The organism is Amycolatopsis sp. NPDC114505 (genome assembly GCF_055633615.1).
Map to the genome: position 1 here is coordinate 1 of NZ_JBVKDV010000003.1, position 20,657 is coordinate 20,657.

Genomic DNA, 20,657 nt, shown 5'->3' on the forward strand with positions numbered 1-20,657 from the left:
GCCGACAACCACCCCATCACCGACTAAAACCCCACCCTCTTGGCGCCGCGGCCGGCCACCACCCGCCGCGGCGCCACACCACACCCACCAGCACCGAGTTGATCTATAACCCCCACTGAAATTCGCCACTGACCCGCAGCGCGAGTGACCCGCCTCCGCGCGGGAGATTTCCCACGTCTGCGTGTGCGCGCTGGCCTTGTGAAGCGTTTTGCTGCTTAGCGGAGTGCGGTCTTCGCGCCGTTTGCCACCGCGTCGGCCACTGCGGCCAGTGCCGGGGAGTCCAGCTTCCACTGCTGCCAGTGCAGTGGGACGTCCAGCGGCCGGTCCGGGGCCAGGTCGACCAGGGCGTCGCCGCGGGGGGCCGCCTGGATCTCCGGGACCATGCCCCAGCCGAGGCCGGACGCCACCGCGTCCACGAACGACTCCGATGCCGGGATGTGGTGGCGGACCAGGGTGAAGTTCCGGCGGCGCGTCAGAGCCCGTAGGAAGCGGTCCTGGAGGTCGTCCTTGCGGTCGAACATGATCACTGGTGCTGCGGGCAGGGTCGTGGACAGCGTGCCCGACGACAGCCACCGCTCGATGAACGCCGGTGCGGCCATCGCCCGGTAGCGCATGCGGCCCAAGGGGGTCGACGTGCAGCCCTGGACCGGTTGCGGGGAAGCCGTTACCGCCGCCATGACCAGGCCGTCGCGGAGGAGGGTCGCCGTGTGGTCCTGGTCCTCTCGGCGGAGGTCGAACGCGATCGAGAGGGACGCCGGAAGGCGGGCCAGGGACGGGAGGAACCAGGTCGCCAGCGAGTCCGCGTTCACCGCGATCGAGAGCGTGCGCGTCGACGAGTCCAGGCCCAGCTCGGACAGGGCGTCCTGCTCCAGCTGAGCCAGCGAGCGGGCGAACCGGACCAGCACCTGGCCCGATGCGGTGAGCGAGATCGGCTTCGTGCGCAGCAGGAGGACCCGGCCGGTGCTCTGCTCCAAGGCCTTGATGCGCTGGCTGACCGCCGACGGGGTCACGTGGAGGACCGCCGCCGCCGCGTCGAAGCTTTGCTCGTCCACTACGGCCAGGAGGGTTCTGACCTGGTCGAGCGGGAGATCGGACATCACGAGCGCTAATGTTACGTTAAAATCTTTAGCTGGAGTAATCCCGCGGGACGGTCGTACCGTGGACGGGTGCTTCCACTGCTCCTCGCCGGGTTCGGGACCGGCCTGTCCCTCATCGTGGCCATCGGCTCACAGAACGCTTTCCTCCTGCAGCAAGGGTTGCGGGGCGGTGCCGTGACCCCACTCGTCGTCATCTGCGCGGTGTCGGACCTCGTGCTGATCGGGCTGGGCGTCAGCGGGATCGGGGCCGTGATCGAGCAGTGGCCGACGGCCATCGGGGTGATCGCGGTCGGGGGTGGGCTCTTCCTGCTGGGCTATGGCGCGCTCGCCGCGCGGCGGGCGTTCCGGCGCTCGGTCATGACCGTGGGCGACGACCGGACGCCGCTGCGGAAGGCCGTGCTCGCCTGCGTCGCCTTCACCTGGCTCAACCCGCACGTCTACCTCGACACCGTCCTGCTGCTCGGGTCGGTCGCCGTCGCCCACGGGGACGGGCGCTGGCTCTTCGGGCTCGGTGCCGGAATCGCCAGCGCCGTGTGGTTCAGCGCGCTTGGCTTCGGGGCCAAGAAGCTAGCCGGCGTGTTCGCGCGACCGGTGGCGTGGCGCGTGCTGGACGTCGTCATCGCCGTGACCATGACCGGGCTCGGCGCCACGATGCTCCTGAGCCACCTGTGAGCTACCAGAGCTGCCCCCGCTCCGTCGCCGGCGGGCGTTCCAGCTCCAGCAGGAACTGCTTGCGCTTCAGTCCGCCCGCGTAGCCCGTCAGCTTCCCGTTCTTGCCGACGACCCGGTGGCACGCCACCAGGATGCTCAGCGGGTTCTGCCCGACCGCCGCCCCGACTTCGTGCGGCAGCCCGCCGGCCGCCTTCGCCAGGTCGCCGTACGTCGCCGTCGAGCCGTACGGGATCCGGGCGATCTCGGCCCACACGGCGCGCTGGAAGTCGTCGCCGTCGGCCCGCGTGGGTGCGTCGAACTCCTTGCGCTGGCCCGCGAAGTACTCCTTGAGCTGCTCCGCGGCCGAGGCGAACGCCGAGTCGTCGCGCGCGCCGAACGTGGTGCGGTCCGGGCGGGTCCAGTGGTGCGGGAAGTACAGGCCGGTCACGACGTCACCGTCGCCGACCAGGGTGAGCTCGCCGATCGGCGAGTCGATGATCGCGTGGTTCATCGGTCCTCCCAAGTGGTGCCGTCCGCCCGGGCGCCGCGAACGCCGGGCAGGCGAAAGTCCGTCGAGGCCGCCGTGACGACCGTCCGGTGGGGACTCCACCGCGTCGACGTCAGCAGCCGTCGGGTCATGCCGGTCCAGCCCGCCGGGGTGGCGGCTACCACCCAGACGTCCGGGTCCGGTGCCGCGAACCGCCGGGCCTGGCGCAGCCAGGACGCCGCCGTCTCCGGCCACGTCACCGTCGCCAGCACCAGGCCGCCCCACGCCGCCGCGATCCGCTCCCCGTCGGCGCGGGAAGCCGGGTCCGCCGCGGTCCCGATGACCGCGTGCCGGGCCGGGCCCATCAGCCGCACGATCGCGGCCAGCTCTTCGGAAGTCATGTCGCGTCGTGGAAGACCAGGCCCAGGGTGTGCCGCCGGCCCGACCGCACGGCCGAGACGCCGTGCCGTACCGGGGCAGCCGACCAGCCGCGCGCCGAACGGACCGGGCGATCGCGGGTGGTGAACACCAGGCCGTGGCCCTGGGGGATGAGCGTCGCGGTGCCGCGCGACTGCGCCCGTGGCCTCTGCTCGACCAGGAGGAACTCGCCGCCGGTGTGGTCGGTACCCGGGTCGTTGAGGTTGATCACGACTTGCAAAGGGAACACCTTGTCTCCGTAGAGGTCGCGGTGCAGCGCGTTCCAGCCGCCCGTTTCGTAGCGCAGCAGGATCGGCGTCGGCCGTTGCTGGCCGGCGTCGTGGCAGACCCGCAGCCATTCGTCCAAAGTGGACGGCCATTCAGGATCTCGGCCGAGCCGGGCGTACCAGTCCCGGGCGATCGGCAGCAGACGGGGATAGAGCGCCTGCCGCAACCGCTCCACCGGCTCCGGGAACGGCGCGGCGAAGTAGTGGTAGTCGCCGTTGTCGCCGAAGCGGTAGCGGCGCAGGTTGACCGTCGCGCGGAAGTGTTCCGGCCGGTCCCACAGCGCGACGAGCTCCGCGCACTCGGCCGGGGTGAGCAGCTGCGGCAGGAGTGCGCAGCCGTAGTCGTCGACTTCCGCGGTCACCGCACCCCAGTCGGCCGCGGCGACGCGCTTTTCGAAAGTGCTCATACCCGGAAGACGCTCCGGCGGGCTGAAACGTGAGATCGGGCCGGGCTGGAAGTTTCCGGGCGGGTCGGTAGCGACGGTGGTGGGTGCCGACGGCCGGTTTGGCTGCAGACGAGGATGCCGCGGCTGGCAGGGCTGGAGTTGCCCAGCTCGCCCTGCTCGGCTGGCCGGGAGCCGGGAGCCGGGAGCCGGGAGCCGGGAGCCGGGAGCCGGGAGCCCGGGGGCCGGCCCGAACGGAAGCCGCGGCCCTGGCCGCAGGCCGAGACCCGGACCGGGCGCGGCCGGAACCCCGGTCTCGGCCGCGACCGGAGGCTGGGCCCGCATCCTGCCGCCGACGGAAGTCCCGACCCGGCCGGTCCGGAAGCCGGAGCCGGCCTCGACCGGAAGCCGGGGCCCGGCCCCGACCGCACGCTGGGGCGCGGCTGGAAGGCGAGTCCGGCCCGGCCTGGGAACCCGGAGCCGGAGCCGGAAGCTAAGCCGCTTCCATCGTCAGCAGGACCCGCTTCGCTTCCTCGCCGCCCGCGTACTGGCCGTACGAGCCGTCCGAGCGGACCACCCGGTGACACGGCACCACCACCGGCAGCGGGTTGAGCGCGCACGCCGTGCCCACCGCGCGGACCGCCTTCGGGCTTCCCGCGGCCGTCGCGACCTGCGAGTAGCTCTCCGTGTGGCCGTACTCGATCTCCGGCAGGTGCTCCAGCACCGACAGGCGGAACCCGCGGGCCAGGCGGAAGTCCAGCGGGACGTCGAACGCTCGCCGTCCGGCCGTGAAGTACTCGTCCAGCTGGCGGACCACCGCGTCCAGGCGGGCCGGTGCCCGGAGGATCCGCGGGCTGATGGCCGACGCCAGCTCGGCCAGCACCGCCTCGTGGTCCTGGCGATCGAAGGCCACCTTCACCAGACCTCGCTCGGTCGCCGCCAGGAGCAGCGAGCCGATCGGGGTGTCGAGGGTGCGGTAGGCGACGTCCAGCAGGCCCTCGTGCGCCGCGGCGGCGGTCAGCCGCTCGTGGAGGCGGTGCGGCAGGATCTCGACCTCCACCGGGAACGACGGGATGATGTCGATCATGAGTGCGCTCCTTCCAAGGGATAGATGGCCCGCAGGGTCTTGACGCCGTCGGCGGCCGCGCGGCGGGCGGCGTCCGTGCTGCCTCCGGTGATCTCCGCGATTTCGCGGTAGGGCAGCCCGGCCAGGTAGTGGTAGGCGACGGCGGCGCGCTGCTTGTCCGGCAGCTTCGCGAGTGCGTCCCACAGGTCGCCGTCCAGCGTGTCGGCGCGGCCGGGGCCGTCCGGGATCTCGCCGACCGGCAGCGGGCGGCGTGCCTGGGCGCGGGTGACGTCGATGGCCTTGCGGTGCGCGATCGTGACGAGCCACGCCTGGACGTTCGCGTCCGGCGGTAGCTCGGGATACGCCTTGAGGGCGGCCAGGAAGGTCTCCGACCAGGCGTCTTCGGCGTCGGCAGGGCCGAGCACGGCCCGGCAGACCCGGAGGACCATCGGCCCGTGCTCGGCCACGACTTGCTCGAACGGTTTCACGATCACACCCTGTAGACGTCCGCCGACGCCGCAACGTGAGATCGAGTTTGTCACGCGTACGGGTAAACCCAGTACCCGTCCCCGTCGAGGATGTGGTTGTTCACCACGAACTGCCCGACGCTCGCCAGAAGTGCCTGGTAGTCGCCGTCGAGCACCGGCTGGACGGCGTACGACGGACCCCGGTCGACGCCCGGGGTGGGCAGCGTCGCGCCGTCGTAGGTGGTGTCGAACGGGTAGACCGCGCAGGCGTTGACCTGCCCGTCCGGCCGGGTCGCGTAGCCGGGGCCCCAGTGCTGCGTGCAGGCCAGCTCCGCGGTCGAACGGTGGACGGCCTGCAGCGCGGTGTCGTAGAACAGCCGGGTGATCGGGTACGACCGGCCCGCGCTGCCGCCCTGGTAGCCGGGGTTGCCCGGCGCCAGGTGGCCCTGGGACGTGCCGGGGTACGTGCTCGGGAAGTTCACGAGGGCGGCCCGGACCAGCGCGGCCGACGCCGGGAAGCCGGACGTCGCCGAGTTGTCGAGGATGTACAGGGGCTGGAACCCGAACGCGCAGTCGCTGCCCGCCGCGTAGGCCGGGTTCAGCAGCCGCGCGAGGTCGCAGCGCAGGTAGGCGCTGTGGGCGCCGGTGACGAGCGTCGTGCGGTCGCCGGTGTCTTCGGCGACGAGGTGCCGCTCGCCGACGTACCAGGTGCGCTGCTCGGCCTGCACCGCGGGCGAATCGGTCGCCACCGGCAGGTCGGTGCCCTCCATGGTGAAGACGTGCGTCTCGTCGGACTGCGCGCGCCAGTCGGCGATGCTCTTGACGACCTGCGCGGACGGCTCGTCGCAGTGCGCCGTGCCGGCCGTGTAGCGCGGGCCGCAGCTCATCGAGATGCCGAACTTCATCGCGTCGGTGACCACGCCGGACAACGACCAGCCGGCCATCCGCGTCGCGACTTCGAGCTTTCGCTGCGCCGGCAACAGGTTGCTGGTCGAGATCACGCGCGCCCAGACCGTGCCGGTGACCGCGCAGCCCGCTTCGGGACAGGCGTAGCGCTGGTAGGCCATGTCGGTGATGGTGCAGCTGGCGAACCGGTTCTTCGTCCAGTACCCGGCGCGGATGTCCTTGTGGCACTCGTCGAACGTCACCGGCGTCGGGACGTTCTGGTCGAGCGCGGACACCTGGAGCTGCTGGGCCTGGGGCATCGCCGCGGGCAGTTTCCGCAGGTCGAGGTACTTCGTGAGCGGGACGCCCGCGGGGACCTCGCGGAAGACGCCGACCGAGCGGTCCGGCGCGGCGTATGCGGTGGCCGGGATGACGGTGAACAACGTGAGAAGGGTGACGAGGGCGCAGAAGACCCGTCTTCGATTCGGCATTGCTCCCCAATTCTGCCGGGAAATCGACAAGAGCTGCCACGCTAGCGCAGCCCGATCGGGACGGTCACTCCGACGAAGGAGTGAACGGAAGTCGTTGCCCCATCGGGCAAATCACGACGTCGGGGCGGTCCCCGTGACGACGGTGGCGCCCGATTCCTCGGACTCGTGCACGCGCGGTGTCAACCCGGCGGCGGTGAAGATCGCGCCCAGTACCGGCGCCTGGCGTTCACTCGTTTCCGTCAGCAGGGTGCCACCCGGCGCGAGCCACCGCGACGCGCCCGCGGCGACGCGGCGGGCGAGATCGAGGCCGTCTGTTCCACCGTCGAGCGCGACGCGGGGTTCGTGCAGCCGGGCTTCGGGCGGCATCGTCGCGACGGCGTCCGAAGGGACGTACGGCACGTTCGCCATGAGGACGTCGACCCGGCCGCGAAGCGACGACGGCAGCGCGTCGTACAGGTCGCCTTCATGGACGTGGGCGTCCGGAAGGTTCACCCGGGCACAGGAGACGGCCGCGGGCTCGACGTCGGCCGCGTGCAGCTCACGCGGGCGCAGCGCGGCGGTGAACGCGGCGCCCAGCGCACCCGAGCCGCAGCAGAGATCGAGCACCACCGGGCCGGGCGGCGCGAGCGAGACGGCGACGTCGACCAGGAACTCGGTGCGGTGGCGCGGCACGAACACCCCCGGCCGCACGGTGATCCGCAGGCCGTGGAACTCCGCCCAGCCGAGCAGGTGCTCCAGCGGCAGCCCGGCGACCCGGCGTTCGACGAGGGAGCCGAGCTCCGCGGGCGTCGTCGCGGCGGCGATCAGCAGGTCCGCCTCGTCCTCGGCGAACACGCAGCCCGCGGCGCGCAGGCGGGAGACGACAGTCGAAGTGTCCAACAAGGAACGGACGTTACAGGACCTGCACCGCGTCCCCGACGTTCAGGCCGTCGAAGAACGCCGCCGAATCGGCGTCGGTGAGGTGGACGCAGCCGTGCGACGGCGCGTCGAGCGGCCCCGCGTGGAAGGCGATGCCGCCGGCGGCGAAGAACACCGAGTTGGGCATGTCCGTGCCGTACACGCTGCTGGTGTGCTCGCGGTCCTTCCAGGCGACGCGGAACGAGCCGGCCGGCGTCGCCTGGTCGGGCGGGCCGAACCCGGCCGGGACCGGGCCGCGCACGACCTGGCCGTCGCGCAGCAGCCAGGCCAGGTGCTGCGCCAGGCTCACGCACGCGCCGGTGGTCACCGCGCACGGCGGCGCGGGCGGCGGGGTCGTGGTGGCCGGCGGGGTCGAAGTGGACGTCCGGACCAGCGGCGCCGGTTCGGCGATCGGGCTCGGCGTCGTCGTGCGCGGTGCCGCGCACGACGCCGTGACCAGCGTCAACCCCAGCAGGGTCAGCACCCTGGTACCGCGCATCCGTTCATCCCCTCGCCGAAGGCCTCCCGGGGATCAGTACGGGTGAGCGGCCCCGAAGGTTGAGCCGCACGTGCACCCGGGTTGTCCCTGCGTGCAGCGCGGCTACCGCCGGGAGTACCCGGACGGTCAAGGTCGAACCATGACGAAGCTGAGCGCCGAGCAGATCGCCCGGCACGCCTACGACGCCGGGTTCCGCGGCCAGGGCCTGACCACCGCGGTCGCCGTCGCGCTGGCCGAGTCCGGCGGCCGGACGACCGCGCACAACGCCACGCCACCGGACGACTCCTACGGCCTCTGGCAGGTCAACATGCTGGGCGCGCTCGGCCCGGAGCGGCGCCGGCAGTACCACCTGAAGTCCGACGACCAGCTGTTCGACCCGGACACCAACGCCCGCGTCGCGAACAGCATCTCGGGCGACGGCCACGACTTCACGCCCTGGTCGACGTACACGAACGGCGCGTACAAGCACCACCTCACGGCCGCGCGCAAGGCCGCCCAGGACGTCACGAAGCACCACGGGAAGGCCGCCGGGGCCGGCACCCCGGGCGGCAGCCCGCTGCGGGTGGACGACACCGTGCTGCACTCCTACGTCAGCCGGACCCGGCACGTCGCCGACGCGCTGGGCACCGCGACCGGGCAGCTGCGCGACGTCCGGGAGATCGGCCGCGAGAGCTTCGGCAAGATCGGCGAGGAGTCGGGGTTCGCCGGCGCGCTCACCGGGTTCGGGCTGGCCCTGCAGAAGCAGGTCAAGGGCGTCGGCACGCACGCCGACGGGCTGGCCACCGCCGCGCAGAAGGCCGCCAGGACCTACCGCGACCACGAGACGGCGACCGCCGCCGCGTTGAACGGAAGGCGCTGACATGGACACCGCCGCGCTCGCGCAGTCCTTCGCGAAGGACCTCGTCGCGCACCGCAACAAGCTCGCCGGGAAGGCCGAGGACGCCGTCCGCGCGGAATACGCCCTGCACCAGGTGGCCGGCGCGCTGGACGCCCAGCACCACGCCTACCACAAGGAAAGCACCACCGTGCTCGACCACTGGCACGGCCACGGCGCCGACGGTTTCCGCCACGCCAGCGCGAAGCTGACGAAGGAGCTTCGCATCACTGGCGCGGCCGGGGCGGCGGCGGAGAAGGTCGTCGCGCACGTGGCGTCCACAGTGGACTCCGGACACACGGCTGTGCAGCGGCTGGTCGACGAGTACACCGCGAAGGCGAAGCAAGTTCTCGACGCCGGTGTCGCGGCCGGGACGCAGGCCGCGCTGATGCGCGCGGTCGGGCACGCGGCCGACCTGGCACCGCAGTACACGCGGCAGTCGGCGTCGACGCTGCGGCACGTCGACGCGGAACTCAAGGCGGCGGCGAAGAAGCTGCACTCGTTGCAGAAGGACCTGACGCACGACGGTGTCGTGGACAAGACCGTGCACCAGGCGAAGGCGACCCACCCGAGCAAGGCTTCGGGGCGGGGCAAGGACATCGTCCACGCCGCGCGCACGCAGCTCGGCGTCCGGGAGAACCCGCCCGGCAGCAACCGGAACCCGTACGGGCCGACCGCGGCGTGGTGTTCGTCGTTCGCGACGGCGATGTGGCGCAAGGCCGGCGTGAAGATCCCGGTGCTGCCCTTCAGCGGCGACGTCTTCCACTGGGGCGAGCGCAACGGGCACGCGTACGGCAAGCACTCCCTGCACGAGGCGAAACCGGGTGACGTGCTGATCTTCGGCACCGGCCCGCAGAACACGTCGACGAGCACGCACATCGGCATCGTCGAGAAGGTCGAAGGCAACCAGGTCACGATGATCGAGGGCAACTCCGGGGACGCCGTCCGCCGGAACACGCACACGCTCTCGGCGTCGACGTTCTACGGAGGGGTACACCCGTGATCACCGGAAAAGCCGCCGACCGCACGGTCGCCGTCGAGGTCGCGCCGGGCGGGGCGCTGCAGGAGCTGACGCTGGAGGCGTCGGCGCTGAGGCTGGAGCCGGCCGAGCTGGCGCGCCGGATCCTGGTGCTGGCCGCGGCCGCTTCGGCGCGGGCGACGGCGTCGCTATGGCACGACGTGGACGGGCTCGGCCTGCCGGAGGCGGGTGAGGTCGCGGAAGAGACCACACCGGACAGCTGGCGGGCCCAGTGAACCCTTTCAGGACGGCTTTGGAGCTGGCCGACGACGCTTTTTCGCTGCCGGATCCGGGGTACGGGACGCGGCTGGCGGCGATCCGGGCCGCCGCGGAGGGCGACGGGGTCGCGGTGGCGGTCGACCTGCACGGGGCGCTCGTGGACCTGCGGTTCGACCGGTGGGCGCTGAACCGGTCGCCGCGGGAGCTGGCCGGGGTGATCCTGCGGCTGGCTTCGGAGGCGGGCGCGGACGCGCTGCGGCAGGGTCGCGAGCTGCTGGGTGGCTTGCTGCCGGAGGGGCCGCGGATCGGGGTGCGGCCGGCGAGCGAGCCTGGTGCGGTGGGCGGGCCGGCGATCCGGCCGCGGCCGGATCCCGAGGCTGACGGGTTCCTCCCGGCGACTTGGGCGACCTGACCGCGCGGGGTCGTGAGTGAGAAACAGGGTTAGAACACTGTTTCTCACTCACGACCGGCCGCGGTGGACTCGGGTCGGCGGGCGTCGTCCTGGTCTGCCCCGGTCTGCCGGGTCGCGCGGAGGCGGGACAGGCGCGAGCGGTCCTCGGCCCGGGACACGGCCGGCCGGGGGCGGCGCTTTCAGGTGGAAGCGTGTGCTCAGCGGGCGTTGTCGACCAGGCGCGCTGGCCGGCCGGGTGCCGTCGTCCGGGGCCGCGCGAGGGCGGTGCTTTCAGGTGGAAGCGCGTGCTCAGCGGGCGTCGTGGACCAGGCGCGCCGGCCGGCCGGGCGCCGTCGGCCGGGGCCGCGCGGTCAGCGGGCGTCGTCGACCATGCGGGTCAGGCGGTCGGCCAGCCAGGCGCCGTCCGCTGGTGTGATCGTCACCCATGGCTCGCCGGCCACGTCCTCCGGTGTCACCGCGTACCGCCCCGCCGCTGTGTCGAACCAGGCCAGGACCGGGGTGCGGCCCGCTGGGCCGGTCGCCGCCAGCTGGCCCGCCGCGTGCCGCTGCGCCGTCACCAGTGTCGCCAGGGGACGGACCGCGCGGCCGGTGATCCCGGCCGCCGCCAAGGCTCGCTCGAACGCGTCGTAGCCGCCGCGTGCGTACGCGTCCATCGCCGCCGAGTACGTCGCGCGGGGGAGGCGGAGCTGGTCGCCCGGGCCCGCCTCCGCGTCGCCGAGCATCCGGGTGACCGCGGGGACCAGGTCGGCCGGGCGCAGCGGCTCCAGTACCAGGTCGCGCTCGTCCAGCACCGCGAGCACCCCGGACGCGTCCCGCACCGCCGCGAGCAGCCGCCACGGCGCTTCGCCCAGCACCAGCGCGTCGACGCTCAGCGACGGCGCACCCAGCAGCACGACCAGGTCCGCCAGCCCGGGGTCGACGTCGTCGCCGTCCGTGAGACCCGCTTCCGCCAGCCCGGCGAAGACGCGCACGCCCAGGTCGTCGCGCTCGGCGTGGGTGGCGCCGTGCGCCGGCACGTCGAACGGGTACGGCGGCGGCCCGCCCGGCCCGAGGTCCGCCCAGAGGAGATCGAACTCGAGATGCGACAGGATCACTCCGGCCGTCGTCGCGGTGCGCCGCGCCATGGTCACCCTTCCCGTCGTGCGCGGCCGCCATCAGGCACGATGGTGCCGATGGCCGAGCCGCAGTCGATGGACGTCCCCGCGAGCGGGTACCTCGTCGTCCGCGCTTCCGGCGCGGCGGCCGCGGCCGCGGCGATCCTCGGCGGCCGGCGCGACCCGGACGGCATCCAGCTGCTGCTGCGCTGCCCGGTCCCGCGCGCGGTGGCCGATTCGGGCGCGAAGCTGACGTACGCCGACGCGACGCTGCACCTCCTGCCGTCCGGCGTCGTGATGCTGACCGTCGCGACGGCGAAGCTGTCGATCTCGTTCGCCGAGCTGCGGCCGCTGATGTTCCGGCCGGTCGAGGTCGACGCGCCGCTGCGGTCGCTGTTCGCCGGCGCGGTGGCGCACGTCCTGGCGGCCGGCCCGCGGCTGGACCCGCACGGACTGGCCCACCACCTGCTGGGACTGGCCGAACTGGTGCTGCGTAGCGCGCTACGCGTCGAACTAGACCGCGTCGACGCCCTGGCGACGCGAAGGCGTGAAGCGCTCGAGTACATGCGCGCGCATCTCGGCGAACAGTCGCTCAGCGCGGACAGGATCGCCGAAGCGCTGTACATCTCGCGAAGGCGGCTGTACCAGCTCTTCGACGACGGCCAAGGCGTCTCGGAACGGTTGAAGGGCCTGCGCGTCGAGCGGGCGAAGGCGTTGCTGGCGGACCCGGCGAAGGCGGCGCGGGGGATCGCGGAGATCGCGCGGGACTGCGGGTTCACGAGCGCCCCGCACTTCTCGCGGACGTTCCGCCGCGCGACGGGCCGGACCCCACGCGAGTTCCGGGAGCGGGCGCTGCGGGCGTGAGGTCGACGCCGGCGACGAGCGTCCCGGCCAGCCCGGCGACCTCCAGCCAGCCCCGGCCACCGGGGGAGTGGAGCGTGAACACGGCCGCGCGCGGCCGGTCCGGGTCGAGGACGACGGCCTGCAGCTGCGCGCCGGACAGCCCGATCCGCTCGACGATCACCACCGGGTAGCCGCGGCCGGTCCGCGCGGTGCTGACCTCGCGGATGCCCGGGGTCGTGTCGGCGACGAAGTGGCCGAGGTCGGCGGCTTCGTCGATGGTGGTGTCCACCGCGACGACCCCGGCGATGAGCAACGCGGGATCGGCGTCGCGGTGTTCGACGAGCGCGAGCAGCCCGGCCCGCTGTTCGTGGGCGATCTCGGCGCACTGGACGGCGGCGGCCTCCAGGCCGAGATCGCGGGCGGCATCGGGGCCACGCAGGCGCGCCATGAGCGCGTGCAGCTCGGCGGTGGTGCGCGCGACCGAGTCCAGGTTCACCGGGGTGATCCCCGGAACGGCGGGCAGTTTCACCGGCCACCCAGTGCCGCGGCGAAGGCGCCGACCGCGCCCGGTGGCGGCGTCACGGGGGTGGCGGGTGTTTTCGCGACGGTGACGCCCAGCTCGCGTCCGATGGTCGAGAACGTCTGCAGATGTGTTGCCACGCCACGGAAATCCGGGGCGCTGGGTAGGGGCGCGCCGTCGCCGAGGGCTCGTAGCCGGTCGGCGACGCGGGTTGCTTCGCTGGTGTGGGCGCGTTCCAGCTCACGAGCTTCGGCGAGGACGCGGTCGAGGTCGTCTTTTTTCGCGGCGAGCCGGATACGGGCGGCGGCGAGGTTCGGCTGAGTGGTGGGGGAGAACTGCGCTTCGGTTTCGGCTTGGTCGACGTCGTCTTGGGCACTGGTCACGGCCCGTCGTGCTTCGATGGCCCGGCGGTCGAGTTCCTCGGCGCTGCGGTGGTGGGCGACGACGGTACCGGCCCAGTCGTCGAGGATCGCTGCGGCCGAGCGTAGGGCTTCGGAGACGGGGGCGAGGCCGGCCGAGGCACGCTCGGCGCGGTCGGCGAGGGCCTGCGCGGATCGGCCGGCCCACTCGGGGATCGCACCGGTGGCAGGGACTTCGCCGAGTTTCGCGGCTGCGGCGGCGTAGCGGCGCGCGGCTTCGGCGACGTCATCGGGGCGGCAGGGGACCGGATCGAAGCCGAGGCCGCGGAACTCAGCCATCGGCGCGGCCCAGCTCTTCGGCCGCGGCTGCGTCCGATGTCCGGTAAGCCTTCGCCGCCGCACGGACGCTGCCTGCCGCCGTTGCGAAGTCCGCTTCCACCGCACGTATCCTGCCGGACCACTCGCCGGTCAGCGCGGTGAGTGCGGCCGACACCGACGTCGGTCCCAACTCGCCCGAAGCCGCTGTCTCGACCTGGGCTGCCGCCTCGCCGTACTCCTCCGACGTGTCCTCGAGGCGGACCGCCAAGGCGTCGAGAGCCGCCGGGTCCGCATGGAAGCCCGTCATTCGCCGAACACCGGGGGATACGCCGGGGGCAGGTCGTCCAGCAGGTCGTAGCCGTCCGCGTACTTGTCGCGGTGCTCCGTGTCCTCCTCGCGGCGCGTGCCCTGGCCCGGTGGGTACATGCCGTACCCGGTTCCCGCGCCGCGACCGCCGGCCGCTCCCGGGCCGAAACCCGAGGTCGCCGTTCCGAAGCGTCCGACGCCGGCCCGCCCACCGTCGCCAACGGAGCCACCGGAGCCAACGGAGCCGCCAGCGCCACCAGGGCCGACGATGCCCGTGAAACCTGTTGCCCCGGAAGCAGCCCCGGGCCCGGCCGCGCCGATCACTCCGTCCAGAACGCCGGGAAGCGCCCCGGCCCCGGTCAACGTGGGCGGCAAAGCCGACGCGGTCGACGTCGAATCGTCCGGAACCCCGGGGTCGTGATCAGGCAGCGGGTCGTGGACCACAGGCACACGCGGAACCACAACGTCCGAACCCGCCGCGCTCACCTGCGGCGCCGTGTCGAACGCCGGGGGCAGGCGGTGGCGGACGTCGTGGCTCGCGCCCTCGTACTGCTCCATCACGCGGACCGCTTCGGCCTTCGCGTCGTCCGCCTGCTTCTTCGTCGGCAGCTTGTCGTCGAGCAGCTCGTCCAGCATGTACGCGCCCTGGGGGCCGTCGAGCCGCTTGACCGCGTACCCCTCCTGGAACCACCGCTCGGCCCAGTAGTGCACCGGTTCCGGCATCTTCCGCCGCGCTTCGCCGATCGCCGAGGTGTACGTGTCCAGGCCGTCGCCGATGTGCCTGGCGTTCTCGCCCGCCGTGCTCGCCCAGCCGGTCAGGCGCTGGACGGAGTCCGCCGCCTGGGCCGCCGACGGTCCGCGCCACGACAGCAGCAGCTTCTGGACCAGCGTGTGGACGTCGCCGGTGGCCGTGTCGACGCTGCGGGCCAGCTCGGCCCACCGGTGCGCCTGCTCGCCGAGCCTCGGCGGGTCGGCCGACTGCACCATGTCCCACAGCTCGCGGTGGTCGTAGCTGTCCCAGTTGATCTTGCCGAACGCGTCTTCGCGGTCGTTCACGGCCTTCTCGCGACGCACTCGCCGCGCCTTCGCCTTCTCACGCGCGGTCGGCTCGTGGTGCGTGGCGTGGAACTCAGGCATCGCGCTCACCCGCCCGCAGCGCCGCCGCGGCCTCCTCGTCGTTGGCCCGGTGCGACGACGCGACGGTGTCCAGCGCCTGCCGCAGCGACGCGAGCTCACCGAGGTACGACTCCAGCGCCGCCTGCACGCCACCGGCCTCGGCGCCGCCGCGCAGCCCGAACGAGCGGCGCATCCAGTGGGAGACCGGACCCTTGCCGTCGGCCAGGGGCGTGCCCAGCTCACGGGCGCTTTCGAGGTAGCCGGACAGCTCCTGGTGACGCGCGTCGAGGGCGTTCTTGGCCGCGTCGATCTCGGCGTAGTCCAGCTCGAGGACGTCGGTGCCGCCGGCGACCAGCGCGGCCGCGCCGGTACCCCGCGGTTCCGCGACACCCGAGGCGCGCTCCCTCGGTTCGTCCTTCTGGGGCTGGTGCTCGGCCCGCAGCTGCCGCCGCGCGTCGGCCTCGTCGCGCACAGTCGCCAATGGAGTTCCTTCCCTCGCCACCCAGGCGTCCATCCTGGCCACTGCGCGCCGGGATGAGAAGGGAACCCCACCCGGGTGCACGGGTGGACACGAAGACTGCACGGCCGGATAGGGCAGGATGTCCGGATGATCCCGCGTCGTGCGTTCGGAGCCGTCCTCGCCGCCCTCACCGGGCTGGTCCTGCTCGCCGGGCCGGCCTCGGCCCACGCCGGACCGGAGCCCGTCACCGGCACCGCGTGGCAGGCCCAGGCGCCCAGTGCCCCGACCGCGGTGGACACCACCGGCATCCCCGACTGGATCTGGGTCGTGGTCGGGGTCGTCGGGCTGCTCGCGGTGATCATCGTCGGCCTCCGCCAGCTGAAGGGCCGCGGCAAGGACTGAGCTACTTCTCGCCCGGCACCGTCACGACCCAACGCTCGGGCCGCCGGCGCAGGTAGCCCCACCAGTACAGCGCCGAGACCACCAGCACCCCGGCGGTGATGCCGAGGTCGAGCGCACTCTGTTCGACCAGGACGTAGGCGAGCGCCGCGACGGCGAGCACCGGCACCACCGGCCACGCGGGCATGCGCCACACGTGCGACTTGCCGTGCGCCGCCCGGCGGGCGCCCAGCGCGGCGGTCGCGACGCTCAGGTAGAGCGCGACGACGGCGACCCCGGTGACGCCGCTGAGCGTGTCCACCGGCACGAAGCAGAGGACGGCCTCGGACAGCCCGACCACGAGCGTCGCGACCCACGGCGCGCCGAACCGCTCGCTCACGACGCTCATCGCGCGGTTCACCGGCGACGGCCACGCCTGGTCGCGCGCGGACGCGTAGAGCACGCGCGAATTCTGGATGACCATGACGATCACCGCGTTCACGATCGCCGCCGCGATGCACAGGCTGATCGCGGCGCCGACCGCCGAGTTGCTCCAGCCGGTGACGAGCGCGGTGAGGTCCACGCCGGCGAGCGCGGCCGCGTCCGGCACCGCGAGGGTGACCGCGACGACCGGGACGAGGATGACCACCGCGCTGATCCCGAGCGTCCAGAACACCGTCCTGGCGACGGTCTTGCGCGGCTCGCGCATCTCCTCGGCGAGGTAGACGGCGGTGCTGAAGCCCTGCACGACGAACAGCGCGACGGCGAGCCCGGCCACGACGGCGATCAGGCCGATCCCGCTCGTGCCGAGCGTCGGCTTGACCAGCACCGCCGGGCTCTGCGTGGTGTGGGTGAACCCGAGCAGCGACACGACGAAGATCGCGACGATCTCGATGACCAGGAAGATCCCGGTGATCCAGGCGTTGGAGCGCAGGTTCAGCAGGCCCATCACGGTGGACGCGAGCATCACGAGCGCGCCGGCGACCGACGGGTTGATGTCCGCGATCGCGGCGACGTAGTCGGCGACGCCGATCGCGATGATCGGTGGCACGACGAGGATCACGATGAACGACAGCATGAACGTCAGCCAGCCGGCGAACCGGTTCGCCACGGTCGTCACCATCGCGTACTCGCCGCCCGCGCTCGGGACCAGCGTGCCGAGTTCGGAGTAGCAGAAGGCGATCCCGACGCAGAGCAGCACCGCGAGGGCGATCGCGAGCGCGGTGCCGGTGCCGAGGTCGGCGAAGAGCGGGGGCACGAGGACGAACAACGACGACGCCGGCGTCACGCAGCTGAGCGTCAGCAGGGTGCCGCCGCCGACACCGATGGACCGGGTCAGCGTGCGGGCTCCGGTGGACGCGGTGGCCGTGTCGGCGTCGGGCGGGGCGGGAGTGCGGGGCATGGGCGTTCCCTCCGGCCGGGGCAAGGTGCGACGGATGGAACAGCACCGATTCGGTGTTGTCAACGCCACAAAGACGACTGAAATCGTTGTCCTGTGCGGACAGTGCCTTCGGATTTAGTCACTCATCGTGACCGGGCTGCTGCGTTTGCCCTGTGTCACCCGTGTCGGGGATGATCCGGGGCGTGAGCAGCCAGGACACCCCGAGCCGGCCCGCGCCGCCGGTGCTCGACGACATCTCGCGGCAGATCATCGCGCAGCTGCAGGAGGACGGCCGGCGCGCGTACGCGACGATCGGCAAGGCGGTCGGCCTGTCGGAGGCCGCCGTCCGGCAGCGGGTGCAGCGGCTGTCCGACTCGGGCGTCATCCAGATCGTCGCGGTGTCGGATCCCTTGCAGGTCGGGCTGTTCCGGCAGGCGATGATCGCGATCACCGTCGAGGGACCCCTCGAACCGGTCGGCGACGCACTGGCCGAAATGGACGAAATCGCGTACGTGATCCTCTGCGCCGGGCGCTACGACCTGCTCTGCGAGGCCGTCTGCGCGGACGACGAGGCGCTGCTCCAGCTGATCTCGACGCGGATCCGCGCGCTGCCCGGCGTCCGGCACGCCGAGGCGATGGTCTACCTCAAGCTGCGGAAGCAGACCTACCAGTGGGGCTCTCGCTGACCGTGACGACTAAATCCGAAGGTTCAGCGGAAATTCTTCCGATGGATTAGTTGATGATGTTCGTCTGGACGACTGAATCGCTTGCGCTCGGTCGTCGCCGCGTGCGATAACCGAGCCATGACCACTACCGCCGCCTCGGACCTCGCGCAGGCCGCCCGCGACAACCTCTGGATGCACTTCACGCGCCACTCCGCCTACGACGAGACCGACGTCCCGGTGATCGTGCGCGGCGAGGGCGCCTACATCTGGGACGCCCGCGGGAAGCGCTACCTGGACGGGCTCGCCGGCCTGTTCGCGGTCCAGGTCGGCCACGGCCGCGAGGAGCTCGCCGAAGCCGCCGCGCGGCAGACGAAGCAGCTCGCGTACTTCCCGCTGTGGGGCCACGCGCACCCGACGGCGATCGAGCTGGCCACCCGGCTGGCCGACACGGCGCCCGGCGACCTGAACCGCGTGTTCTTCACCGTGAGCGGCGGCGAGTCGGTCGAGACGGCGTGGAAGCTCGCCAAGCAGTACTTCAAGCTCGTCGGCAAGCCGACCAAGCACAAGGTGGTCAGCCGCTCGCTGGCCTACCACGGGACGTCGCAGGGCGCGCTGTCGATCACCGGCATCCCCGGTGCGAAAGCCGATTTCGAGCCGCTGGTGCCGAGCACGCTGCGGGTGCCGAACACGAACTTCTACCGCGCGCCCGAGCACGCCGACGACTACGAGGCCTACGGCCGGTGGGCCGCCGACCAGATCGAGCAGGCCATCGAGTTCGAAGGCGCCGACACCGTCGCCGCGGTGTTCCTCGAGCCGGTGCAGAATACCGGCGGCTGCTTCGTGCCGCCGCCGGGGTACTTCGCGCGGGTGCGGGAGATCTGCGACAAGCACGACGTGCTGCTGGTCTCCGACGAGGTGATCTGCGCGTTCGGCCGCGTCGGGTACGACTTCGCCGCCAAGCGCTACGGCTACCAGCCGGACATCATCACGACGGCGAAGGGCCTGACGTCCGGGTACGCGCCGCTGGGCGCGGTGCTGGCCTCGGAGCGGTTGATGGATCCGTTCACCCGCGGCGCGACGACGTTCATGCACGGCTCGACCTACGGCGGGCACCCGGTTTCGTGCGCCGTGGCGCTGGCGAACCTCGACTTGATGGACCGTGAGGGCCTGTACGACCACGTGCTCTCGCGGGAAGGCGCGTTCCGGTCCACTTTGGACAAATTGACCGACCTGCCGATCGTCGGGGACGTCCGCGGCGCCGGGTTCTTCTACGGCATCGAGCTGGTGAAGGACAAGGCGACCAAGGAGACGTTCAGCGCCGCGGAGTCCGAGCGGGTGCTGCGCGGGTTCCTGTCGGACGCGTTGTTCGACGCCGGGTTGTACTGCCGCGCCGACGACCGGGCCGAGCCGGTCGTGCAGCTGTCGCCGCCGCTGATCTGCGACCAGCGGGAGTTCGACGAGATGGAGCAGATCCTGCGCGACACGCTGACCCAGGCGTGGAAGTTGCTGTAGGCGGGCCTCCGGCCCCCGGTTTCCACGGTAGCGGAGGGCACCGACAGTTCCGGGTGCGCGGGCGGGCTTCGGCCCTCGGTATCCACATCTACCGGGTGAAGCGGGCAAGACAGGCGTACCAGGTCGGCCGCGGGTCGTGCCGGTGCACCGCGCCCGCGGTCGTGCGTCGTTGGCCCGAAAGGGCGGGGAATCGCGCGATCCCCGCTCTCGCGCGGGTTTCTGAGTACCGTGGGACGCGGGGAGGACCGGCGGGAGCGGCCGGTGACCGGGCCGCCCGCGTCCGCGCCGACCGGCCGCGCAGCCGGGAGGAGAACCCGATGACCGCGACCACGGACACCCCACGCCTGCCGTTCGAGCGGCCGAACGTCCTGGAGATCGCCCCGCTCTACGACGTGCTGCGCCGGCAGGGGCCGGTCGTGCCGGTGACCACGCCGACCGGCGACCCGGCGTGGCTGGTCACCGGGTTCGAAGAGGTCCGGGCGGTGTTCACCGACCCGCGCTTCGGCCGGTCGCACCCGGCGCCGGAGACCGCGTCGTCGCTGTCGGACGCGGCGATCCTCAGCCGGCCGCAGGGCGACCACGAAACCGAGCACGTCGAGCACGCGCGGATGCGGAAGATGCTCGTGCCCGCCTTCTCCGCCAACCGGATCCGGCGGCTCGCCGGTCACGTCCAGGAGCTGGCCGACGGCTGCTTCGACGCCATGGAGCGCGCCCGGCACCCCGGCGAGCCGGTCGACCTGCACGAGCACCTGTCGTTCCCGCTGCCGGTGCTGGTGATCTGCGAGCTGCTCGGCGTCCCCTACGAAGACCGCGACACGTTCCGGGTGCTGTCCGAGCGGATGGGCCGGATGGACATCGGGTCCGGCGCCGACGCCGCGCTCGACGAGTTCGCGGGGTACATGGGCCGGCTGGCGGCGGCCAAGCGGCGCTCGCCCGGTCAGGACGTCGTCTCCGACATGGTGCGCACGCAGGCCGAAGACCCCACGTTCACCGACGGCGACCTCGCCCGGCTGGCCGCCGGCCTGCTGTTCGCCGGCCACGAGACGACGTCCAACCGGATCGACCTCGGCGTCCTCTACCTGCTCGCCGACCTCACGCGGCGCGATGCGCTGGCCGCCGACCCCGAGGGCCGGGTGCACGGCGTCGTCGAGGAGGTCCTGCGGCTGTCCGCGCCGGGCGGGCTCGGCGCGCTGCGGTACGCGCACGACGACGTCGAGCTCGGCGGGGTGGCGATCGCCCGGGGCGACGCGGTCGTCCTCTCGATGGCGGCGGCGAACCGGGACGCGTCGGTCTTCCCCGCCGCCGCGGAGTTCGACCCCGAGCGCAAGCCGAACTCGCACGTGTCGTTTGCTTACGGCGGCTGGTTCTGCATCGGCGCGAGTCTCGCCCGCACGGAGCTGCGTGTCGTGTTCGGCTCGCTGTTCCGCCGGTTCCCGGGACTCCGGCTGGCGGTGCCGGTCGAGGAGCTGGCGGTCCGGACCAACCGGGTCACCGGGGGAGTGGACCGCGTGCCGGTCCTCTGGTAGACCTGCGGCGGCCACGACAGGAGGAAAAC

General features: G+C 72.5%; 26 protein-coding genes. 10 read left to right on the forward strand and 16 right to left on the reverse strand.

Annotated elements, in window-relative coordinates:
* Positions 1 to 215: 215 nt before the first annotated feature.
* On the reverse strand, positions 216 to 1,097 hold the full coding sequence (locus ACZ7OU_RS29340) for a LysR family transcriptional regulator ArgP (RefSeq protein WP_470257672.1): 882 nt from the start codon (positions 1,095 to 1,097) through the stop codon (positions 216 to 218).
* 69 nt (positions 1,098 to 1,166) lie between these two features.
* Here ACZ7OU_RS29340 and ACZ7OU_RS29345 point away from each other — a divergent pair, with 69 nt between their 5' ends.
* A complete protein-coding gene (locus ACZ7OU_RS29345; RefSeq protein ID WP_470257673.1) occupies positions 1,167 to 1,769 on the forward strand; it encodes a LysE/ArgO family amino acid transporter in 603 nt (200 codons plus the stop codon).
* Between the two features lies 1 nt (position 1,770).
* Here the strand turns inward: ACZ7OU_RS29345 and ACZ7OU_RS29350 are convergent, their stop codons facing one another.
* From ACZ7OU_RS29350 to ACZ7OU_RS29385, 8 genes are all read right to left on the reverse strand, one after another.
* Positions 1,771 to 2,259, reverse strand: a complete 489-nt coding sequence (locus ACZ7OU_RS29350) for a methylated-DNA--[protein]-cysteine S-methyltransferase (protein WP_470257674.1) — start codon at positions 2,257 to 2,259, stop codon at positions 1,771 to 1,773.
* A complete protein-coding gene (locus ACZ7OU_RS29355) occupies positions 2,256 to 2,636 on the reverse strand; it encodes a hypothetical protein (RefSeq protein WP_470257675.1) in 381 nt (126 codons plus the stop codon). The genes ACZ7OU_RS29350 and ACZ7OU_RS29355 overlap by 4 nt, the downstream gene beginning before the upstream one ends.
* Entirely contained in the window at positions 2,633 to 3,346 is a 714-nt protein-coding gene (locus ACZ7OU_RS29360) for a 2OG-Fe(II) oxygenase (protein WP_470257676.1), read from the reverse strand. Before ACZ7OU_RS29360 ends, ACZ7OU_RS29355 begins: the two co-directional genes overlap by 4 nt.
* 469 nt (positions 3,347 to 3,815) lie before the next feature.
* Positions 3,816 to 4,409, reverse strand: a complete 594-nt coding sequence (locus tag ACZ7OU_RS29365) for a methylated-DNA--[protein]-cysteine S-methyltransferase (protein ID WP_470257677.1) — start codon at positions 4,407 to 4,409, stop codon at positions 3,816 to 3,818.
* Entirely contained in the window at positions 4,406 to 4,882 is a 477-nt protein-coding gene (locus ACZ7OU_RS29370; protein ID WP_470257678.1) for an RNA polymerase sigma factor, read from the reverse strand. The genes ACZ7OU_RS29365 and ACZ7OU_RS29370 overlap by 4 nt, the downstream gene beginning before the upstream one ends.
* Positions 4,883 to 4,926: 44 nt before the next feature.
* Positions 4,927 to 6,231, reverse strand: a complete 1,305-nt coding sequence (locus ACZ7OU_RS29375; protein WP_470257679.1) for a transporter — start codon at positions 6,229 to 6,231, stop codon at positions 4,927 to 4,929.
* Positions 6,232 to 6,342: 111 nt separating this feature from the next.
* Positions 6,343 to 7,110 (reverse strand): putative protein N(5)-glutamine methyltransferase, encoded by a 768-nt coding sequence (locus ACZ7OU_RS29380; protein ID WP_470259007.1) that lies wholly within the window; start codon positions 7,108 to 7,110, stop codon positions 6,343 to 6,345.
* A gap of 13 nt (positions 7,111 to 7,123) precedes the next feature.
* Positions 7,124 to 7,627 (reverse strand): L,D-transpeptidase, encoded by a 504-nt coding sequence (locus tag ACZ7OU_RS29385; protein WP_470257680.1) that lies wholly within the window; start codon positions 7,625 to 7,627, stop codon positions 7,124 to 7,126.
* A gap of 139 nt (positions 7,628 to 7,766) precedes the next feature.
* On the opposite strand from ACZ7OU_RS29385, the gene ACZ7OU_RS29390 reads away from it, so the two are divergent.
* Genes ACZ7OU_RS29390 through ACZ7OU_RS29405 form a run of 4 tightly spaced genes read left to right on the forward strand, consistent with a single transcriptional unit; the run spans position 7,767 to position 10,150 of the window.
* Positions 7,767 to 8,486: a transglycosylase SLT domain-containing protein gene (locus ACZ7OU_RS29390; protein ID WP_470257681.1), complete on the forward strand. Its 720-nt coding sequence runs from the start codon at positions 7,767 to 7,769 to the stop codon at positions 8,484 to 8,486.
* 1 nt (position 8,487) lies between these two features.
* Positions 8,488 to 9,504: a CHAP domain-containing protein gene (locus tag ACZ7OU_RS29395; protein ID WP_470257682.1), complete on the forward strand. Its 1,017-nt coding sequence runs from the start codon at positions 8,488 to 8,490 to the stop codon at positions 9,502 to 9,504.
* On the forward strand, positions 9,501 to 9,755 hold the full coding sequence (locus ACZ7OU_RS29400; protein ID WP_470257683.1) for a YbaB/EbfC family DNA-binding protein: 255 nt from the start codon (positions 9,501 to 9,503) through the stop codon (positions 9,753 to 9,755). The genes ACZ7OU_RS29395 and ACZ7OU_RS29400 overlap by 4 nt, the downstream gene beginning before the upstream one ends.
* Positions 9,752 to 10,150 (forward strand): hypothetical protein, encoded by a 399-nt coding sequence (locus tag ACZ7OU_RS29405; protein WP_470257684.1) that lies wholly within the window; start codon positions 9,752 to 9,754, stop codon positions 10,148 to 10,150. Before ACZ7OU_RS29400 ends, ACZ7OU_RS29405 begins: the two co-directional genes overlap by 4 nt.
* A gap of 350 nt (positions 10,151 to 10,500) precedes the next feature.
* Here the strand turns inward: ACZ7OU_RS29405 and ACZ7OU_RS29410 are convergent, their stop codons facing one another.
* Entirely contained in the window at positions 10,501 to 11,274 is a 774-nt protein-coding gene (locus ACZ7OU_RS29410) for an ESX secretion-associated protein EspG (protein ID WP_470257685.1), read from the reverse strand.
* Positions 11,275 to 11,322: 48 nt separating this feature from the next.
* Here ACZ7OU_RS29410 and ACZ7OU_RS29415 point away from each other — a divergent pair, with 48 nt between their 5' ends.
* On the forward strand, positions 11,323 to 12,108 hold the full coding sequence (locus ACZ7OU_RS29415; RefSeq protein ID WP_470257686.1) for a helix-turn-helix transcriptional regulator: 786 nt from the start codon (positions 11,323 to 11,325) through the stop codon (positions 12,106 to 12,108).
* Here the strand turns inward: ACZ7OU_RS29415 and ACZ7OU_RS29420 are convergent.
* The 5 genes from ACZ7OU_RS29420 to ACZ7OU_RS29440 are packed head-to-tail and all read right to left on the reverse strand — an operon-like array spanning position 12,020 to position 15,187.
* Positions 12,020 to 12,616: a hypothetical protein gene (locus tag ACZ7OU_RS29420; protein WP_470257687.1), complete on the reverse strand. Its 597-nt coding sequence runs from the start codon at positions 12,614 to 12,616 to the stop codon at positions 12,020 to 12,022. The genes ACZ7OU_RS29415 and ACZ7OU_RS29420 overlap by 89 nt on opposite strands.
* Complete coding sequence (locus ACZ7OU_RS29425) at positions 12,613 to 13,305, reverse strand: hypothetical protein (protein ID WP_470257688.1); 693 nt, start codon at positions 13,303 to 13,305, stop codon at positions 12,613 to 12,615. Before ACZ7OU_RS29425 ends, ACZ7OU_RS29420 begins: the two co-directional genes overlap by 4 nt.
* Positions 13,298 to 13,591, reverse strand: a complete 294-nt coding sequence (locus ACZ7OU_RS29430; protein WP_470257689.1) for a hypothetical protein — start codon at positions 13,589 to 13,591, stop codon at positions 13,298 to 13,300. The genes ACZ7OU_RS29425 and ACZ7OU_RS29430 overlap by 8 nt, the downstream gene beginning before the upstream one ends.
* Positions 13,588 to 14,727 (reverse strand): PPE domain-containing protein, encoded by a 1,140-nt coding sequence (locus tag ACZ7OU_RS29435; protein WP_470257690.1) that lies wholly within the window; start codon positions 14,725 to 14,727, stop codon positions 13,588 to 13,590. The genes ACZ7OU_RS29430 and ACZ7OU_RS29435 overlap by 4 nt, the downstream gene beginning before the upstream one ends.
* On the reverse strand, positions 14,720 to 15,187 hold the full coding sequence (locus ACZ7OU_RS29440) for a hypothetical protein (protein ID WP_470257691.1): 468 nt from the start codon (positions 15,185 to 15,187) through the stop codon (positions 14,720 to 14,722). The genes ACZ7OU_RS29435 and ACZ7OU_RS29440 overlap by 8 nt, the downstream gene beginning before the upstream one ends.
* A 126-nt stretch (positions 15,188 to 15,313) precedes the next feature.
* On the opposite strand from ACZ7OU_RS29440, the gene ACZ7OU_RS29445 reads away from it, so the two are divergent.
* Positions 15,314 to 15,568: a hypothetical protein gene (locus ACZ7OU_RS29445; protein ID WP_470243678.1), complete on the forward strand. Its 255-nt coding sequence runs from the start codon at positions 15,314 to 15,316 to the stop codon at positions 15,566 to 15,568.
* A 1-nt stretch (position 15,569) separates the two neighbouring features.
* On the opposite strand, the gene ACZ7OU_RS29450 is transcribed toward ACZ7OU_RS29445, so the two are convergent.
* Positions 15,570 to 16,946, reverse strand: a complete 1,377-nt coding sequence (locus tag ACZ7OU_RS29450) for an APC family permease (RefSeq protein WP_470257692.1) — start codon at positions 16,944 to 16,946, stop codon at positions 15,570 to 15,572.
* Positions 16,947 to 17,116: 170 nt separating this feature from the next.
* Between ACZ7OU_RS29450 and ACZ7OU_RS29455 the strand changes: the two genes are divergently transcribed.
* The 3 genes from ACZ7OU_RS29455 to ACZ7OU_RS29465 all read left to right on the forward strand — a co-directional run bounded on the left by ACZ7OU_RS29455 (position 17,117) and on the right by ACZ7OU_RS29465 (position 20,628).
* Entirely contained in the window at positions 17,117 to 17,611 is a 495-nt protein-coding gene (locus tag ACZ7OU_RS29455; RefSeq protein WP_286003766.1) for an Lrp/AsnC family transcriptional regulator, read from the forward strand.
* 117 nt (positions 17,612 to 17,728) lie between these two features.
* The gene (locus ACZ7OU_RS29460) at positions 17,729 to 19,102 is read left to right on the forward strand and encodes an aspartate aminotransferase family protein (protein ID WP_470257693.1); all 1,374 of its coding nucleotides are present in this window, start codon (positions 17,729 to 17,731) and stop codon (positions 19,100 to 19,102) included.
* Positions 19,103 to 19,419: 317 nt separating this feature from the next.
* Positions 19,420 to 20,628, forward strand: coding sequence for a cytochrome P450 (locus ACZ7OU_RS29465; protein WP_470257694.1), 1,209 nt, complete (start codon positions 19,420 to 19,422; stop codon positions 20,626 to 20,628).
* Positions 20,629 to 20,657: the final 29 nt, after the last annotated feature.